At 44.6% G+C, this 17,971-nt stretch carries 15 protein-coding genes; 6 read left to right on the forward strand and 9 right to left on the reverse strand.

Annotated elements, in window-relative coordinates; translation table 11 throughout:
* The first annotated feature begins 172 nt into the window (after window positions 1-172).
* Both AC3WJC_RS10880 and smpB read left to right on the forward strand, forming a co-directional pair.
* A complete protein-coding gene (locus AC3WJC_RS10880; RefSeq protein ID WP_492399131.1) occupies window positions 173-2,077 on the forward strand; it encodes an Nramp family divalent metal transporter in 1,905 nt (634 codons plus the stop codon).
* 28 nt (window positions 2,078-2,105) lie between these two features.
* The gene (smpB, locus tag AC3WJC_RS10885; RefSeq protein ID WP_492399132.1) at window positions 2,106-2,558 is read left to right on the forward strand and encodes an SsrA-binding protein SmpB; all 453 of its coding nucleotides are present in this window, start codon (window positions 2,106-2,108) and stop codon (window positions 2,556-2,558) included.
* Window positions 2,559-3,513: 955 nt separating this feature from the next.
* On the opposite strand, the gene AC3WJC_RS10890 is transcribed toward smpB, so the two are convergent.
* The gene (locus tag AC3WJC_RS10890; RefSeq protein WP_492399133.1) at window positions 3,514-4,170 is read right to left on the reverse strand and encodes a protein-L-isoaspartate(D-aspartate) O-methyltransferase; all 657 of its coding nucleotides are present in this window, start codon (window positions 4,168-4,170) and stop codon (window positions 3,514-3,516) included.
* 126 nt (window positions 4,171-4,296) lie between these two features.
* Here AC3WJC_RS10890 and AC3WJC_RS10895 point away from each other — a divergent pair, with 126 nt between their 5' ends.
* Complete coding sequence (locus AC3WJC_RS10895) at window positions 4,297-4,623, forward strand: hypothetical protein (protein ID WP_492399134.1); 327 nt, start codon at window positions 4,297-4,299, stop codon at window positions 4,621-4,623.
* Window positions 4,624-4,625: 2 nt separating this feature from the next.
* Here AC3WJC_RS10895 and priA read toward each other — a convergent pair whose 3' ends face one another.
* A complete protein-coding gene (gene priA, locus AC3WJC_RS10900) occupies window positions 4,626-7,109 on the reverse strand; it encodes a replication restart helicase PriA (RefSeq protein ID WP_492399135.1) in 2,484 nt (827 codons plus the stop codon).
* A 9-nt stretch (window positions 7,110-7,118) separates the two neighbouring features.
* Window positions 7,119-7,505 (reverse strand): DUF423 domain-containing protein, encoded by a 387-nt coding sequence (locus AC3WJC_RS10905; protein WP_492399136.1) that lies wholly within the window; start codon window positions 7,503-7,505, stop codon window positions 7,119-7,121.
* A gap of 93 nt (window positions 7,506-7,598) precedes the next feature.
* Here AC3WJC_RS10905 and AC3WJC_RS10910 point away from each other — a divergent pair, with 93 nt between their 5' ends.
* On the forward strand, window positions 7,599-9,182 hold the full coding sequence (locus tag AC3WJC_RS10910; protein WP_492399137.1) for a hypothetical protein: 1,584 nt from the start codon (window positions 7,599-7,601) through the stop codon (window positions 9,180-9,182).
* A 108-nt stretch (window positions 9,183-9,290) separates the two neighbouring features.
* Window positions 9,291-10,721, forward strand: a complete 1,431-nt coding sequence (locus AC3WJC_RS10915) for a DUF5723 family protein (protein ID WP_492399138.1) — start codon at window positions 9,291-9,293, stop codon at window positions 10,719-10,721.
* Here AC3WJC_RS10915 and tsaB read toward each other — a convergent pair.
* The 5 genes from tsaB to mscL form a co-directional block, all read right to left on the reverse strand.
* Window positions 10,716-11,405, reverse strand: coding sequence for a tRNA (adenosine(37)-N6)-threonylcarbamoyltransferase complex dimerization subunit type 1 TsaB (tsaB, locus tag AC3WJC_RS10920; RefSeq protein WP_492399139.1), 690 nt, complete (start codon window positions 11,403-11,405; stop codon window positions 10,716-10,718). The genes AC3WJC_RS10915 and tsaB overlap by 6 nt on opposite strands.
* A 10-nt stretch (window positions 11,406-11,415) precedes the next feature.
* Window positions 11,416-11,661, reverse strand: a complete 246-nt coding sequence (yidD, locus tag AC3WJC_RS10925) for a membrane protein insertion efficiency factor YidD (RefSeq protein ID WP_492399140.1) — start codon at window positions 11,659-11,661, stop codon at window positions 11,416-11,418.
* Entirely contained in the window at window positions 11,658-12,041 is a 384-nt protein-coding gene (locus tag AC3WJC_RS10930; RefSeq protein WP_492399141.1) for a ribonuclease P protein component, read from the reverse strand. The genes yidD and AC3WJC_RS10930 overlap by 4 nt, the downstream gene beginning before the upstream one ends.
* A 77-nt stretch (window positions 12,042-12,118) precedes the next feature.
* Window positions 12,119-12,277, reverse strand: coding sequence for a 50S ribosomal protein L34 (gene rpmH / locus AC3WJC_RS10935; RefSeq protein ID WP_092390256.1), 159 nt, complete (start codon window positions 12,275-12,277; stop codon window positions 12,119-12,121).
* A 133-nt stretch (window positions 12,278-12,410) separates the two neighbouring features.
* Entirely contained in the window at window positions 12,411-12,824 is a 414-nt protein-coding gene (gene mscL, locus AC3WJC_RS10940) for a large-conductance mechanosensitive channel protein MscL (RefSeq protein WP_492399142.1), read from the reverse strand.
* Between the two features lie 150 nt (window positions 12,825-12,974).
* Between mscL and rpoN the strand changes: the two genes are divergently transcribed.
* Complete coding sequence (rpoN, locus tag AC3WJC_RS10945) at window positions 12,975-14,447, forward strand: RNA polymerase factor sigma-54 (protein ID WP_492399143.1); 1,473 nt, start codon at window positions 12,975-12,977, stop codon at window positions 14,445-14,447.
* Window positions 14,448-14,449: 2 nt separating this feature from the next.
* Here the strand turns inward: rpoN and AC3WJC_RS10950 are convergent, their stop codons facing one another.
* Window positions 14,450-17,965, reverse strand: coding sequence for a PKD domain-containing protein (locus AC3WJC_RS10950; RefSeq protein ID WP_492399144.1), 3,516 nt, complete (start codon window positions 17,963-17,965; stop codon window positions 14,450-14,452).
* Between the last annotated feature and the right edge of the window lie 6 nt (window positions 17,966-17,971).

The following is a 17,971-nucleotide window of genomic DNA, read 5'->3' on the forward strand; positions in this document are numbered from 1 at the left end:
TAGCGAAATAATATTTTTATAACGTGCAGTCATTCAAAAGTATATTTTATTTCAATTATTAGTCTTAACTAATTTTTTTAATTAGATTTGATAAAATATACTTTTTAAAAACATCTGCTTTTGTTTAACGTTAGCAAAAGCAAAAAAGATACGGGAGCCACAAAATATAATTATGGATGCCAGGCACAGCGAATCATTAAGCAATGTACACGGAACGGTAAATACTGAACATCGCACAGGCTGGCGAAAGATATTCGCGTTTTTAGGTCCCGCCTACCTGGTAAGCGTAGGCTATATGGATCCGGGCAACTGGGCTACCGATATTGCCGGCGGCAGCGCATTTGGCTACCGGCTGATATGGGTACTGCTGGCATCTAATCTCATCGCCTTGCTGTTACAATCGTTAAGCGCGCGTTTGGGTATTGTGCGCGGGCTGGACCTGGCGCAGGCTTCAAAAAACGCTTATCCCCGGTTTGTCAACTTTTGCTTATACATCCTGGCCCAAATAGCCATCGTGGCTTGCGACCTGGCGGAGATCATCGGTATGGCCATCGGCCTTAACCTGTTGTTTCACATTCCTATGCTATGGGGCGTGATACTTACTATTACCGATACCGTGCTGCTGCTGTTTTTGATGAACAAAGGTATGCGCAAGCTGGAAGCCTTTATTGTATCGATGATCTCCGTTATCGGCATAGCTTTTTTAACAGAGATGTTCATTGTTAAGCCGGATGTGGTAGAGATAGCCAAAGGCTTTATCCCGAACAACCTGTTTAAAAACGATGCGGTAAGCCATAAAATGCTCTATATCGCCATAGGCATTATTGGCGCTACGGTAATGCCGCACAACCTGTACCTGCACTCATCACTGGTGCAAACACGCAAAATCAACCGTACTAAAGAGGGCATTAAAGCATCGCTGAAGTTCAACATGTTTGATACCGTGATAGCGCTTAACCTGGCCTTTTTGGTAAATGCCGCCATACTGATATTAGCTGCCGGTGCTTTTTTTAAGAATGGTTATTTTGAAGTAGCCGAGATACAGGATGCCTATAAATTGCTCGAAAATATTTTTGGTAAGATAGCCCCGGTGCTGTTTGCCGTAGCCTTAATAGCATCCGGACAAAGCTCTACCGTTACCGGTACCCTTGCCGGGCAGATCATTATGGAAGGCCATATTAACCTGCGTATTGCCCCCTGGATGCGCCGTTTACTTACCCGCCTGTTAGCCATATTGCCGGCAGTATTTACCATTTTATATTTTGGTGAGGATGCCCTGAGCGATCTGTTGATATTGAGCCAGGTGGTATTGAGCCTGCAACTGGGTTTCGCTATTATCCCGCTGATACACTTTACGTCCGACAAAACCAAAATGCATGGTTTTGCCATTGGCCCCCTTGCAAAAACAGCGGCCTGGATCAGCGCCGTACTAATTGTTGGCCTAAACGTAAAACTGGTTATTGACCAGGTGAACGACTGGATAAGCGGCTACCCCAACGCCCGGATTGAGATATATGCCATTGTGGTGCCGCTTATATTAGGCATCGGTGTATTGTTGCTCTATATTTTTGTGAGGCCGTTATTGTTCAAGCTGAAAGAAAGGCCTGCCCGGGTACCGCATGGCGAGGCGACTTCTATTGGCGATATTAGTCCGATTGTTTATAATAACATCGCCATCACCATTGATTTTAGCGCTAACGACCGCGATTCCATTCGCCATGCTATTATGCAGGGGGGTAAGGATGCGGCTTATACTTTGATCCACGTGGTTGAAACTGCCGCCGCCCGCTACCACGAAACCGAGGTAATGGACCGTGAAACACAAAGCGACGTTAAAAACCTGGATCTGTATATTGATGACCTGCAACGGATGGGCTACAATGCCCGCGGTTACATTGGTTACGGCATACCCGCCAAGGCTATCGCTAAAATTGTGAACGATGAGGGTATCGATTTTATGGTGATGGGATCGCACGGGCACCGGGTACTTAAAGATCTGATATTCGGTACCACCGTAAATACCGTACGGCACATGGTGAAGGTTCCGGTATTGGTTGTTAAGCCCCAAGCAAAATAAATTCGCATATTTGCACCGACAGAGAGACATGAGCCAGAATAAGATCTACATAAAAAACAAAAAAGCCTATTTTGAATACCACGTACTGGATAAGTATGTTGCCGGTATTCAACTGCTGGGTACCGAAATAAAGTCAATACGCCAGGGCAAGGCCAATATTAACGATGCTTTTTGCAGCTTTATAAACGGGCAGCTTTATGTGCGCAACCTGCATATTTCTGAATATTCTTTCGGCTCGTTCTACAACCACGAGGCCAAGCGCGACCGTGTGCTGCTGCTCAACAAAAAGGAATTAAAGAAATTGCTTACCAAGGGCGAAGAAAAAGGCTTTACCATTATTCCGCTGGCATTATTTATCAGCGAGCGGGGCTTTGCCAAGCTGGAAATAGCGCTGGCACAAGGTAAAAAAGACTTCGACAAACGCGAAACCATGAAAGAACGCGACAGCAAACGCGAACTGGACAGGGTGATGAAAAGTTAGCCCCTTCCGTCCCCTAAAGGGGAAACTTGATAATCATTTGCAATACAAACTCTCCTTTAGGGGCTGGGGGTTCCTCCAAATGTCATTAAATTAAGCTAAACCTCTTTTATAATTGTTTAGCGCCTCACATTTGCTTCTTGCTTTTGGTGATACTCGGTGATGGGTATATTTTCGATTAGGTATAAAAGGTTCGACATGTTGCAGAAGAAGCGTTCCCTATTATTAAATTACTATTTGCATCTGTATAAATCCGAATATATAATTCATGGGATATCAATATTAAGTACTTTGTGCTTGAATACTCTGCCAACGGCATATATTACGGAGCCAATGAGAATACCGTTTAATAGAACGAACCACAAAGAGTTGAATGACGGTCGAGTAGCTGTATAATCTCTGTGCATATTTGTACTATAAATAATCAACAACTCAAATAACCATCCAATATTCATTAAAAACGAAAAGATTAACAACACATACTTATTACTGCCCAGTCTTTTGAACAACAATAGTAAAGGGAGAATAGTGTTGGGCACTAATATAATATAAAATGCGAAATTATAGGTACCAGTCGCTCTACCCAGAAAGCTATCCATTGCAGCAGGCGAAATATAGACTGCTATGTAATAAATAATATTCAATACAGCATAAATTAAAATAATTGCCTTAGTAATTAAAAATGCATTTCGGTTCTCTGCATTTAAAACTTTACCAATTAGCATTATGGATATAATGCTAATAAAAAGACTTTTTATAAAAATGCCATTGATAAAACTTATTAATAGATATAAAACTTCCACAGTTTAAAAATAATTATAAAATCTAAAAAATAAAAGTCGAACCAGCTGTAACCAGTTCGACCTTATTTTTAAACCTCACAGACTGCTATTAAGTAAAAATAGAAAATACGTTTAATTTAATAACATTGGAGCTCCCCCTTTAGGGGTTGGGGCTATTACCAAGCCTTATCCCCCACCAGCGGTACAAACCTGAAGGTGTCCAGAACTACTTTTTCGTAATCATGTTCGCCAACTTTAAGGATGGTTACCATTTGCTGGGAGTTTTCATCTCCTACGGGGATCACTAAAATACCGCCTATTTTGAGTTGCTGCAACAATACATCGGGCACGGTGGGTGCGCCTGCGGTAACAATTATTTTATCATACGGCGCATGTTCGGGTATACCCTTTGAACCATCGCCAAAAAAAAAGTGAGGTTTGTAGCCTAAACGGGTAAGGCCGTCAACCGTGCGTTCGTACAGTGCCTGCTGGCGTTCAATGGTATAAACCTTTGCGCCCAATTTTAATAATATACACGTTTGGTAGCCGCTTCCGGTACCAATCTCCAGCACTTTATCGCCTTTGCTGATATGCAATAACTGGCTTTGGTAGGCAACCGTATAGGGTTGCGATATGGTTTGCCCCTCACCTATCGGAAAGGCGATATCCTTGTAAGCCTGGTTCCAGAAGGTTTCATCAAAAAAGTAATGCCGCGGTACTTCCCATATCGCGTTAAGTACATTTTCATCATCAATGCCCTTCTTTTTTAAAAGTTCTACCAACCGCTTACGCGCACCTTTTTCACGATAGTTATCAATACTCTTATAGGCCATTTGAGCCAAAGTTAACTAAAAAGTACCGTGTTACCACGTTATTACCCGGCTATACAGGCCTTGTATAATTTATCTGTTTGTGTAGCATAACGTTAAAATTAAACGTATGGGCTATACAAACAAGGCATGAAAACAACTTTAAAATCAAACACCATTTTTATGGTACTGGCTGTTGCCATAACAACCGTTGTAACCGCCTGTAAAAAGGACAAGAATGAAAAGCAGGCGGAGGGTTTACTGATCAACACCGGTTCGCCGGCGGCGGATGGTTGCGGCTGGCTGATAGAGATTGACAAAGTAATGTACAGCCCCGATAATCTGCCTGCCAGCTTTATGCAGGATAGTTTAAAAGTAAAAGTGTATTACAACAACCTGGAAAGCAGGTTTAGCTGCGGCATGATCGCCAACACCGGCTTCCCGCAGATCCATCTAAAAAACATCAGCAAAAAGTAGGCTTAATAAGGGTCAACATCCGGCTGAACGATACTGCCCTTGCTTAATTTGGTGGTTTGAAATTGCGTGATCACCTCGCGGATAACGGCTTTGGCCTTATTGATAGATATACCGTCCTTTTCAAACTTGAGCATAATGCTTTTGATATAATAATTACGGATGCGGCTTACCAGCGGAGCCTCCGGGCCTATTACCCTATCGCCAAACTGCTTGCGCAGCTCATTAGCCAGGTAAACCGACTGGTTGTACAACGCATCCGGATCCTTATGCTTAATATCCAGGTTGATAATGCGGTAATACGGCGGATATTTAAAGCTGCGCCGCTCTTCCATTTCGGTAAAGTACAGGTCGTGGTAATCATTCTCGATAACCTGCCGTATCACACGGTGCCCGGTATCATAGGTTTGTATCACCACCTTACCACGTTTGCCCCTTCGCCCTGCCCTGCCGCTCACCTGCGATAGTAACTGGTAGCTGCGTTCATTGGCTCTATAATCAGGAAATTTAAGCAGGCTATCCGCATTGATGATACCGATAACGGTTACCCCGGCAAAATCAAGCCCCTTGGCTACCATTTGCGTACCCACCAGCACATCTATCTTTTTTTCTTCGAGATTATTCAGGATGTTTTGCAGCGCGTTGCGCGAGCGTGTGGTATCCATATCCATCCGGGCGAGGCGGGCTTCGGGCAGTAACAAGCTTAACTCATCCTCTATCTTTTCGGTACCAAAACCCTTGTACTCCAGGTGCGTTGAACCGCAGGCCGGGCAAACAGACGGCGAATCTTCTTTATAACCGCAGTAATGGCAATGCAGTTTACCGCTGCTTTTATGGTAGGTAAGGCTTACATCGCAATTAATGCACTTGGGCGTATGCGCGCAGGTACGGCACATCAGCAAGGGCGCGTAACCCCTGCGGTTTTGAAACAGGATCACCTGTTCCTTATCCGCAATGGCCTGCCGCATGTCCTTCATCAGCACGCTGGTGAAGTGCGATTGTATGGTTTTTTGCTTGGTCTCTTCGGCTATGCTCACTACTTCTATATCCGGCAGTTCAACCCCGCCATAACGCTGCACCAGCTCGGTTAACCCGTATTTATGTACACGGGCGTTAAAATAACTCTCGAACGATGGTGTAGCCGAACCCAGCAGCACCTTAGCCTTATACATAGCCGAAAGATAAATGGCCACGTCGCGGGCGTTGTAGCGAGGTGCCGGGTCAAATTGCTTGTAGGATGTTTCGTGCTCCTCGTCAACAATGATCAACCCCAGATCATCAAACGGCAAAAAAACGGATGAACGTGCGCCTAAAATTACCCGGTAATCGCCGTTCAACACTTTTTGCCAAACTTCGGCGCGCTCGTTATCATTAAATTTAGAGTGATATACGCCTATATTATTGCCAAAATAAGCGCGTAAACGCTCGATGATGTGCGTGGTCAGGGCAATCTCAGGCAACAGGTAAAGCACTTGCCTGCCACTGTTGATCATCTCCTCAATCAGCCGCACATAAATTTGTGTTTTGCCCGATGAAGTAACCCCGTAAAGCAATACGGTGTCCTTATCCTCAAACTGCCGCTGTATATCGGCAAGGGCAGTTTGCTGCTGTTCGCTCAGGTCAAATATCCCGGTATCGTTTTCCTTTTCGTAATGCAGGCGGCTAACGTTCTTCTCCTCGGCAAAAAATATTTCTTTTTCTATCAGTGCCTTTATAACCGCAGGCCCCGCCCCGCTTTCCTCAACAATATCATTTTTTGATACCGCCTTTTGATGACGGGCCAGTTTTATATACGTCAGCAGCGCATCGGCCTGTTTAGGTGCACGCTCTAAAATACTGAACAACTCGCGCAGGTTATCCTGGTTATGATAAACAGGGTTTAGTGTGATGAAAGTACGCTTGCGGGGTTTATACCGGTCGCTCACCTCTTCGGATATATTGATGATGTTTTTTTCAAACATCCCCTTCAATATCGGCAACACCGTTTTTTGGCCCAACAGCTTGGCAATGTCGCTCACCGTAAGTTCCGGCTGCAGGTCGAGTGATTCGGCTATTAAAAATTCTTTATCATGCAGTTGGGCACGGTCAATAGGATATTCCTTGTTCAGTACGATCTTGGTTTCACTGGCCAGCTTTAGTGCCGCAGGCAGGGCGGCGTTCATTACCTCGCCTACGTTACACATGTAATACTCGGCTATCCATTGCCAAAGCTGTAACTGGTATGGCGTAACTATGGGCTGCTCATCCAGCACCTCTAACAGGTACTTAGCCTCATACTTCTCCGGTGCCTGCAAACCTATCCCGGCAACAATAGCCGTATACAGCTTGCTTTTACCAAATTGCACCACCACCCGCTTGCCTATGGCAACGGCATCATTCATTTCAAAAGGCACGCGGTAAGTATAGTTTTTGGCTATCGCCAGCGGCAAAATAACTTCAACAAAAAGCGTTTTCCTATCGGATGTATTTGATGATGCGAACTCGAGCATGTAATAATATTAACGGTAACGCAAGGCGGCCAGTGCCAGGCATACCCAACCGGCAATAAATAATAACCCCCCAACCGGTGTAATGGGGCCAAGTACGCTCAACCAGCTCCAGCCCAGCAACTCGCGGCACGAGAGCAGATATAGTGAGCCTGAAAAAAATATGATACCCGTTGTAAATAAATAATAGGCAGCGGCAATTAATTTGTTTTTAAAGCGTGTAAATGTAGAGAGAAACAACAAAGCGAACACATGGTAAAAATTATACTGTACGCCGGTTTGCCAAACCTCAAGCTGGCGCTCGGCAATTAACGCACGCAGGCCGTGCGCGCCAAAGGCACCAAGTATAACAGCAACCGCCCCAAATACTGCGGCTGTAAAAATGATTTGTTTATTCATTGACAGATAAAAAAACTAAGTTAGCTTAATTTTGGCAAGTAAACGTTTACCGCAGTGCCATAATTTACATAACTTGCACGTGCAAACATATAAATGAAACGGATAATTTTTATTACGGTTATTTTGCTTGTTGCCTGCGGCTATATTACGGTGGCTTATTTTAAAAACCTGAATCCGCCGGGCCAGCATACCAGCCAGGTAATGCGCAGCATACCGGCCAATGCCGCAATGGTATTTGAGTTTCCGAACGATAAAAGCTTTTACGATATATTTAAAAGCAACAAACTGCTTACCGCGCTATCCGGCAAGGAAAACCTTGACGAACTGGACACCCTGCGCAAGGTACTGACGACCACTAACGATACTGGCGCGTTGTTTGCCAATCAGCATGTTTTTATATCCGTACACCCATCAGATACCGGTACCACCCTACTGCTAACAGCTGTTGCGCCAAAGGGTTTTAAAGCCGCTAATTTAGAGTTACTGAAAAGTAACCGGCAATTACTGGTATCACCCTACAGTTTAAATAAGCACAAGGGTTACGCTATTTATATAAAGCCGATAAAAAAACGCTTTTTTATAATAACCAAGGGCCGTGGCATTTACTCGGGCAGTTTTTCAAAAGAGCTGATACAGGCAGCGGCCGGTTTCGAGGCCGATAAAACTAATTACGCTGTTGCCCCTTCCCAGCAAAACAGCAACGCCCTGGCTAATTTGTACGTTAATTACCAGCAGTTCAACCCATTGCTAAAAAGCTATTTTACAAGCACGAATAACTTACCCGCCGAAGTTTATGGACTGGCATCAACCGCTATATTAAGCCTGAATTATAAAAGCGACGCGCTGATGTTTAACGGTACATCAACCCTGATACCGGGCGGCAGGCACGGTTACCTTAATGTTTTTATTAACCAGAAACCGGTTGATAACCATTTAAAAGGCATATTACCCTCAACCACGGCTTATTATAACAGCTTTGCCCTGTCAAACCCGCAGCAATTTTTTACCGACCTGGATAAGTGGCAGCAAAATACCGGCATCAGCAAAAAAGAAAACAGCTTATACAATACCATAAAAACTGAAACAGGTGTGAACATACGCCAGGCTTTTAATAAACTAGCCGGGAATGAGTTTGCCGTACTTACCACCCGCTTTCAGGAAAAGGTGGCCATAGTGGCTTTAAAGGATGGATCAAAACTATTACCGCATTTTTTAAACATCAGCACAGGTATGAGCGAGAACAGCGGCCGCCTGAATTATGACCGGGTGATGTATTATTTGCTGGGCGATGCCTTTGGCGGTTTCCGCAAACCATACTTTATGATTATTGATAATTACCTGATACTGGCTACCACCTACCAGGAGATTCAAAGTTATTATGAAAGCTACATCAACCGCAAATTTTTGGTAAAAGCGGATGGTTATACCAACTTTGATAACCTGATGACGCAACGCAGCAATATATGTTATTTTGTAAACAGCAAAAACGCACGGTACGTTTTCAGGCGCAGTATGCGTAAGGAAACCTACCGTGCATTTAATGACGATAAATCGGGTTGGCAGGATGTGTACGGTGCATCGTACCAGTTAACGGCTGCGGGCAACAGCTTTTACACCAATTTTTGCATAGGTGCCAACCCCGAAAAGGCCGATGTGGAGCCTCTTGTTGCAAACTAACCAAGTATTTAATATTTTTAACAACCATAACGGCAGATAAGCGTTTAACTGGCAGCAATACCGCAAGCAAAACGCGCACACATACGGGGTTAAAATCCAAGCTTTTATATGAAGAAACTTCTACTACTGTTACTACTGTCGGCCCCTTTGTTTGCAGCAGCGCAGCAGTTTTCACAATACAATACCGGTACACTTTTTGATTCGTTCGAAAACCCATCGCAGCGATCTTTTATTCGTGACTCCAGTTACAACATGGCATCCAACTTTTTGATACCCAATTTTGGAGGCTATGCTTTTTTAACCGGTAACGCCCAACGCTCCATACAAACCCGCTTGTTTGACGAACGTTATGATAACTCCAAACTGGAAGTAGGCAACGGCAGATTAAACCATGTGGCAGGCAATACCGGCGTTTACCTGCTGATGTTTAAATGGTATGCCGATATGAGGGGTGATAAGGAGATGGGCCTTTCCTTTAAAACAAAAGGCGAAGCGCAAGGCACCATTACCGATGAAACCATAGCGCTGTTTAACGGTTCGGCAAACTTTCAAAACCGCGCGTATGATGATGTGCTGAATAGCAGCGGGCGTTATCAAACCTATCACCAGTTAGGTTTCTCGTACCGCGAAAAGCTAAGCAAACGGGCGGCATTTGGCTTTAAGGTAAACTTTTTGATGGGTTTACAGTACCAGGAGGTTGTCATGAACCGGTCAAGCATCGCGTTTGATAAACCGGCCGACCAGGCTTCTATCTCTCTGGATGGCCTGTATTATGCCAGCAAAAACGCGGGCCAGTTTAAAGCCAGTACTTTTAAGCCAAACTTCCGCAATCCGGGTGCTTCGGTATCCATTGGCGGCTCTTATAAAACAGAAGAAGGTTATATATTACAGGGCAACGTGAAAGACCTCGGTTTTATACATTGGAGCGGAAAATCAAATACTTACCGGGTATTAGGCTCAACCACGCTTACCGATCTTTCTAAGCCCTGGCGCGAAGACAGTGTAAAAACACAGCTATCAAACCTGCTGAAATCGGGCTATTTGTATACCGGCTCGTTTACCACAGCTACTGATGGTATTGCCGAGGCCAGCATCGCCAAAAAGTTCTTTTTTAATTACGACCGTACCTTTGGCCTGTTGCCAACATTGATCGTTCAGAAAAACCTGTTTTATTCCGGCCTTACCGGCGCACTGGTCAATCATTTGCAATACAATAACTTTACGGCCACTACTACTTTTTCTTATAACGATCTGCGCTTATTCAACTTTGGCGGGCAGTTAATGTATAAATCTCCAAATGCTGAATTCTATATCGGCTCGGAAAGGCTGTTACCTACCGGGCGTATAATTTTACAGCGTACGGGTTACAATACGCCTTATACGGGTGCTGATTTCTTTTTAGGCTTCTCGCTTAAATTTGGCAGGCCGATTGAGAGTCCGCTCAATGCCAGCTATATACCTATGGGCGAAGAAAAGGGCTTCTTCGCCCGGTTCTTTGATAAAATATTCGGGAAGCGTAAAGGCGGCGGCGAATTATAACGCCTTTTTACCGACAATAAAATCTTTAAGGTAAAAGGGCTCATAATAAGCCACATCCTCAAACTGCCCGGCATTGAACTTTTGCAGAGCGGTTTTGGTAAGATAGGCCGCTGAGTTAATAAATTCAGGCACGATCACCGCGTTGTTATGCGTTAACACATCCTGAAACTTAGGAGCCCCGTCACCAAAAAATATTATCCTATTATTCGCCAGTTCTGTGGTGTAACTGTCCGTATCTATGATCTCTGCCGATGTTTCCTTCAGACGGTTGCCTTGCGCATCAAATATAGCGGTATAAACCTCCATCCGGCGGGCATCGACCATGGGGCATAACAGGGTTTCGGAAGTAATTTCAACCAAGCCTGAGCTGATAAAACCATGCGTCATGGCCTCTAACGTTTCAACAGCTATCAACGGCTTATCCAATGCGAAACATAAACCTTTAGCGGTGGAAATACCAATGCGTAAACCGGTATAGGAGCCTGGCCCGGCACTAACCGCTACCGCATCAAGCGCACTATAATCAATGCCCGCGTTATTAAGCAGTTCATCAACATACAGGGTAATAACCTCGGCATGTATGTTACGCTGGTTTATGGTTTTTACCGCCGTTACCTCGCCGTTTACAGCTATGGCTACTGAACAGGCTGTGGTAGCAGTTTCAATCTGGAGTATGGTATTCATAAAAAACAAATCAATCAGGTACCGGATCGTGCCCGTGGCCGCCCCAGGGATTGCACCGTGCAATGCGCTTCAAAGTTAACCATCCGCCTTTAAAAGCACCATGCTTTTTTACAGCCTCTACCCCATATTGCGAGCATGAGGGCGTATACCGGCAGGCGGCACCCAATAAAGGCGACAGTAAATACTGGTATAAACGAATAAGCAGGATAAAAAAAGCGCCGATAACGCTTTTAAACAAATTTACCAGCCATTTCATTTAAGTACCTCTCCGCTTAACTGTGCAAGCAACTTAACCATCTTTTTTTCAATAAACGTATATTCGGCAATTTCCTTACCTATATAGGTTAATGAAAGTATGATCTGTTTGCCGGATAGCTGGCTGTAAAGAAGCTGCTGCTTGTGCAGGCGGTATGCCTCGCGCGAGCGGCGTTTAAGCATGTTACGGTCTACCGCCCTTTTAAAACGCTTTTTAGGTACCGAGAAAAGTATTTGTACAGGCGCAACCGGTTGCTCATCAGTAGGTAATGGCATCCATGATACCTTGAAGGGGTAACATAAAAAAGAAGAACCGTTATGGTACAAACCGACAATAAGCCGTTTATTACATAACCGTTCTTCTTTTTTAAAAGTATACATAGTTGTAGTTGCAGCGGTTTAACCAAATAAATAATAAACGGCTAAGCCCCGGATAACCGCAACTGGTGTAAGCGGAATTAAGCTTTGTGACGACGCTCGTCAGACACGCTTAATCTTTTTCTGCCTTTAGCTCTTCTTGAAGCTAAAACCCTTCTGCCGTTAGCAGTTGACATACGCTCACGGAAACCGTGTTTATTTCTTCTTTTTCTTTGAGATGGCTGAAACGTTCTTTTCATCGCTGTATATTGTTATTCGTCGTTATATCGTTTTTAAAACAAGAGCGCAAATGTAGTGCTTTTTTTGTTTTTATCAAACACTCTGCCGACTAATAATTGTAGTATACTTAGGTATTTATCAACATATACCGTATTATGCTGATTTGCTGGCCAAAATATCGCGTATCTCTGCCAATAAAACTTCTTCTTTGCTTGGCGCAGATGGCGCTGAGGGGGCAGCCTCCTCTTTCTTTTTAAGGGAATTGATGCCTTTAACCACAATAAAAATACAAAAAGCAACAATCAGAAACTGAATTATGGTATTGATGAAGTTACCATACAGTATAGAAACTTCGGCTGTTTTTGTAAGCGGATCAGCCGCCTTGAGCAGGATCTTCTTATCAGAAAAATCAACTCCGCCGGTTACGTAACCTATTGGCGGCATAATTACATCGTTAACCAGCGAGGTTACAATTTTGCCAAAAGCGGCACCAATAATAACACCTACTGCAAGGTCAACCACGTTGCCACGCATGGCAAATTCTTTAAATTCCTTTGCAAAGCCCATATTTCAAATAATTTAAGTTTTAACTAAGGTAAAAAATAATATCATGTTAAAACAAATGTATTCGTTTTAACCTTTTACATCATTACCCGGTCAATAATGTAACTTTTTATAAAGTTATGCCTAATTGATGTAATTTTGGCCTTACTGATTATGTTAAAACAAAACCTTCAACAAAAGCTATTACAAAAGCTCTCGCCGCAGCAAATACAATTTATAAAGTTGTTGCAGGTGCCTACTGTTTCATTAGATACCCGTATTAAAGAGGAACTGGAAGATAACCCGGCACTTGAAGATTTTAGCCTGACACTGAGTGAACCTGAAGAACAATACCCTGACCGCGACCCGGACGACGACTTTAGCAGTTCGGACCACGAAGGCGGTGAGGCTGATGAGTTTAATATAGATGATTATTTGCAGGACGACAGCGTAAACGATTACGGATCGCGCTATGACCAGAATGGGGATGATGAGGAAGATAAGAAGGAGATGCCTATCGCCATTCAAAGCTCGTTTATTGAAAACCTGCAGGCACAACTGGACCTGCTCCTGCTGTCAGACAAGGATTTTTTAATAGGAAAGCAGATCATCGGCAGCCTTGATGATGATGGCTACCTGCGCAGGCCTATCATGTCGCTTACCGACGACCTGGCCTTCTCGGCAAACGTGATGGCCGAGGACGAAGAGGTTGAGGACATGCTGAAGGTAATACAAAGCTTTGACCCCCCGGGCGTAGCCGCGCGTACCTTGCAGGAGTGCCTGCTGATACAATTGCGAAAAAAAGACGCGAATGATCCTATCGTAAAAAAGGCTATCCTGGTTGTTGAAAACTACCTTGCCGAGTTTACACGCAAGCATTACGATAAACTGGAGCGTTCGCTAAACATGAACTCGAACGAGTTGCGGGCCGTTGTAAATGAGATACTGAAACTTAACCCCAAACCGGGCGACTCGAGCGAGGTGAATACCAAGCAGATGCAGGTAATACCTGATTTTCACATCAGCAATAATGATGGGGTGCTGATACTTACGCTGAATGCTAAAAACGCGCCTGAACTAAAGGTAAGCCGATCTTACCAGGAGATGTTTCAGCATTATGACAAGGCATCCCAAAAGGATAAAAAAATGAAAGAGGCGGTGCAGTTTGTTAAGCAAAAGCTCGACTCGGCCAAATGGTTTATTGATGCCATTAAGCAGCGCCAGCAAACCCTGCTTAAAACCATGAATGCCATAATGCAATACCAGTACGACTTTTTTTTAACGGGTGATGATAAAAACCTGCGCCCCATGATATTGAAAGATATCGCGGATAAGATCGGCATGGATATTTCAACCGTATCGCGGGTGGCTAACTCAAAATATGTACAAACCGAGCATGGCACCTTTTTGCTAAAATCGTTCTTCTCTGAGGCGATACAAACCGAAAGCGGCGAAGAAGTATCAAACAAAGAGGTTAAAAAAATATTGGAAGAACACATTGGCCGGGAAGATAAACGCCACCCGCTGGCCGATGAAAAGCTGACCGATATACTTAAAGAGGCCGGTTACAACATTGCACGACGTACCGTAGCCAAATACCGCGAGCAGATGAACATACCCGTAGCCCGGTTGCGTAAGGAGTTGTAATACTATTTAAGCAGGGTAAGGTAACCGCTGTAAGGCCTGGTACCATCTTTCAGATCGAGTGTATAGTAGTAAGTGCCTGCCGGTAACTGGTTGCCATTGATGGTGCCATTCCACGGTGTTGGGTATCCTTTGGAGGCAAATACCTTAACGCCGTTGCGGTTAACTACCGTGAGCACACAATCCGGAAAGCTTTTTAACAGGTCGATATTCCAGGTATCGTTTATACCATCACCATTAGGTGTAAAGGTATTGGGTATGGTTAGTTCCTGGTGAACTTTTACATTAACGGTTTTGGTAATACTGCAAGTTGCCGAGGTTACGGTAAGCCTGTAGCTCATATCGCCATTAAGTGTAATGCGGGGATTCAGCACGTCATCCCTGTCCAGACCGATGGATGGCATCCATTTGTAGGTTAAGTTATCGCCTGAGGCTTGCAAATTAGCCTGCATCGGGCGATTGTAAAATACATTCACCGCATCAGGTACAGTAACTACAGGCAATTTACTAACCACTACCTCAAAAGTTTTGATAGCCGGGCACCCATTTACGGATTGAAAGGTATAGGTGAGGCTGTGCGTACCGGCACCCGCACCGGCCGGGTTAAACGTACCTGCCGCTGTAATACCGGCTCCTGTGAATGTACCTGTGCCGTTTAGTCCGTTAAAATCTGCTGTAAACTGCACCGGCGCGGCATCTTCACATACGGCAAACCCCGCGGATGAGGAGATAGTTATTTGCGGCTGGGCGTAAAGGGTTATATCCGTTATGTACTCCTCCCGGCAATCCTGCCCCGAATAAGTTACCATTTTAACACGTACCGTTTTAGTAGCAGGTGCCGAAAATGCCTCATATAAGTAGGTTACCCTATCATTGGCAGGCATATTATCTTTTGTATAAGTTACCTTTTCATTGGGCTTATTCAGCACATCAAAATACCATTCTACCTTTAATATTTCGCCGCTGTTAAGGGTGGCTTTATTGATAAACGCTACTGGTTCAATTACGCAGAGATTGTTACGGTTATCTACATCGATACCGCCGCCAAAAGTATTGCCGTTTACTATTATTTCGTCCTCGTGGCTCAACATGCAGCCATTATCGTTCATAGCCGTAAGCGTAACTTTGTAACGCCCCGGTACGGCATATCTATGTTCGCCGTTTTTAGCGGCACTGCTATTATTTGTACCCGATGCAGGATCGCCGAAATTCCATAAATAGGTAATTTGCCCGGCTGTACCATCGGCCAGCAAGGTGGTATTTTCAAACTTTGCTATATCGGCAATACAAACCTCGGGCACGGTAAAAGCCGGTATCGGCGATGTATTGATGATTAAGTTGCGGGTAACAGCATCACTATAACAGCCTGTCAACTTTGAACGCACCCACAGCGTTACTTTATACACCCCACCCCTGCTGTATTGATGAGCGAGCTTATTATCAACAAATGAAACCAAGGGCGCTCCGTCGCCGAAATCAACCTGCCACTCGGCAATATCATTCAATGTTGGCGATGTACCTGTTAACCGAACTGTTTGCCCTGCCGAGCATAATAACGCGGGATAGGTAAAATCGGCTACAGGTAAAGGCAATACCGTAACGGGTTTTGTAAGCTCGTCACTGCAACCGTTTTCGTTAGTCACCATCAGCCTTACCTTAAAGGTACCGGGCGTGGTATATAAATGCGTGGGCGACTGAACATCAGAAGTACTGCCATCACCAAAATCCCAGTACCAGGTTTTTATGGCATTGCCGGGAGCCTTGCTGCTATCCGCAAAAAGCATCTCGTTTTTAAGGCATACGTTTGGTGCCTTAAAATCAGCCTTAGGCGGATCGGATATATTAAATGAAAACTCCACTTCGCGGGTTGAGCCGCAATCATCATCCAGGGCGGGGTTTACCAGGGCTTTAACTACATAATCACCCGGCTTATACTGCACAACATCAGTAAAACGGTAATTATAAACTGTATTGCCGTTAACATTGGCTATAGTAAAAGCCGGGTTATTTTGATTTACCTCGGTACTATCATGCAAAATCCACTTGATGGCATTGGTTGGATAGGGTAATGTTAGCTGTAAACCATAATCAACTTTTGAGCAGCCCGCCAAACGCGTATCAGTACCTGCTGGCGAGGTCAGTACTATCCGCTCATTTAAATTTTCAACATTGGCACCCGCCGCATAACCGTAGGATTCAAACTGCCCGAAACCATAGGCCGTGGCATTGAAGCCGCTTGCTGCCGACAGATTATGCACCCCGCTAAATACACCTATCTGCGCGTAGGAATAAGCGGTATTGGCGGGTACCGTAGTAAAACTCGTGTAAGGCTGACCATCCAGCTTAAATGTAGGCACATAAGCAGTTTTTATAACAACATTGATGGTATTGGCTTGTATATTATAGTTTCTTGCGGAGTACAGTATAACCTTGTCAAGCGTTTGCTCAAGCGGGTTCAGGTAGATCATCTCCGGGTCGCCAAGCCGCTCGTTATTGGGTATGCAATTTTCGGTTTGTGTTTGTGTAACCGCGTATTGCACCACCTGTATGGGTTTATCGGCACTAATCACATTAGTTCGGGATGATGAAAATTCAATGTAATTAACGCCTGTCGGCGGCGGGTTCATGAGCGTGCCGTTAAGGGTTATAGCCGTGTTCCGCTCACTAAGTACCACCCTGAAAATATCATATGCCCTGCCTTTAAGCGGTACGGTAATATAACTTTTACCCCATGTTGCTGTTGGGTAAACCTGCTGAATTACGTTGTCTGATGAATAATTTGTCCGTTCGCACCCTATAGCCAATTTGGTACTGCCTGCAAATACGGCTATTTTTTTACACCCCTCGTTGTTAGTACTTATCGAACGTATGCGGGTACCGGTCAGGTCCGTTTCTGATTGGCCCTGGTAAACCTCGCCCTTTTTAAGTTTTTTTGAAAAGGGCACACGGGCGGCGTTACCATCCCTGAGTGTCTGGCTGGGCGTAATTTCTACGGTTGTATTATCCTCGGTTGCAATAACGGCGAATTGCGAATAGCTTACACTTTCATCCTGATCCTTATCTAACGAATTGGATTTTTGGGTGTAATTAATGGTATAGTAATCCTTACCAAGCGTGTTAACAGGCAACACCAGCGTAGCCCCTGATACCGATAAGGCGAAGATATGCGCGTAAACCGCTACAGGCTTTTTAGCCTCCACATATATCCCCTTTAGTTTTGTACCCGTGCCTATTAACTGTGCATAAGCCGGTATCTCTACCTCAGCTACCCCGTTGGCGGGCACGGTAAAGTTTGTACTGAAGCCACCGTCGGCAATGCTTACCTTGCCTGACGTCCCAACGTCGGAAGCGATATACAATACCATCCGGCTATCCCTCGCTCGCGTACTCGTAGCGGATATATGCTCGGTGTAGGCCACCCAGAATTTGGTGCCCCTGCTGGTAGTATAGCTCTGCGCACCGGCTAACTGGGTGCAGGCTATCAGCAGGCACAACAAGAAAGTGTAATGAAGAAAACGCACGTAAGT

It is taken from the genome of Mucilaginibacter sp. FW306-07-L (assembly GCF_058782065.1).

What these genes read in the sequence shown, in the direction of transcription:
- AC3WJC_RS10880 (WP_492399131.1), top strand. Translation starts at nt 173, where the DNA reads ATGGATGCCAGGCACAGCGAATCATTAAGCAATGTACACGGAACGGTA.
- smpB (WP_492399132.1), top strand. Translation starts at nt 2,106, where the DNA reads ATGAGCCAGAATAAGATCTACATAAAAAACAAAAAAGCCTATTTTGAA.
- AC3WJC_RS10890 (WP_492399133.1), bottom strand. Translation starts at nt 4,170, where the DNA reads ATGGCCTATAAGAGTATTGATAACTATCGTGAAAAAGGTGCGCGTAAG.
- AC3WJC_RS10895 (WP_492399134.1), top strand. Translation starts at nt 4,297, where the DNA reads ATGAAAACAACTTTAAAATCAAACACCATTTTTATGGTACTGGCTGTT.
- priA (WP_492399135.1), bottom strand. Translation starts at nt 7,109, where the DNA reads ATGCTCGAGTTCGCATCATCAAATACATCCGATAGGAAAACGCTTTTT.
- AC3WJC_RS10905 (WP_492399136.1), bottom strand. Translation starts at nt 7,505, where the DNA reads ATGAATAAACAAATCATTTTTACAGCCGCAGTATTTGGGGCGGTTGCT.
- AC3WJC_RS10910 (WP_492399137.1), top strand. Translation starts at nt 7,599, where the DNA reads ATGAAACGGATAATTTTTATTACGGTTATTTTGCTTGTTGCCTGCGGC.
- AC3WJC_RS10915 (WP_492399138.1), top strand. Translation starts at nt 9,291, where the DNA reads ATGAAGAAACTTCTACTACTGTTACTACTGTCGGCCCCTTTGTTTGCA.
- tsaB (WP_492399139.1), bottom strand. Translation starts at nt 11,405, where the DNA reads ATGAATACCATACTCCAGATTGAAACTGCTACCACAGCCTGTTCAGTA.
- yidD (WP_492399140.1), bottom strand. Translation starts at nt 11,661, where the DNA reads ATGAAATGGCTGGTAAATTTGTTTAAAAGCGTTATCGGCGCTTTTTTT.
- AC3WJC_RS10930 (WP_492399141.1), bottom strand. Translation starts at nt 12,041, where the DNA reads ATGTATACTTTTAAAAAAGAAGAACGGTTATGTAATAAACGGCTTATT.
- rpmH (WP_092390256.1), bottom strand. Translation starts at nt 12,277, where the DNA reads ATGAAAAGAACGTTTCAGCCATCTCAAAGAAAAAGAAGAAATAAACAC.
- mscL (WP_492399142.1), bottom strand. Translation starts at nt 12,824, where the DNA reads ATGGGCTTTGCAAAGGAATTTAAAGAATTTGCCATGCGTGGCAACGTG.
- rpoN (WP_492399143.1), top strand. Translation starts at nt 12,975, where the DNA reads ATGTTAAAACAAAACCTTCAACAAAAGCTATTACAAAAGCTCTCGCCG.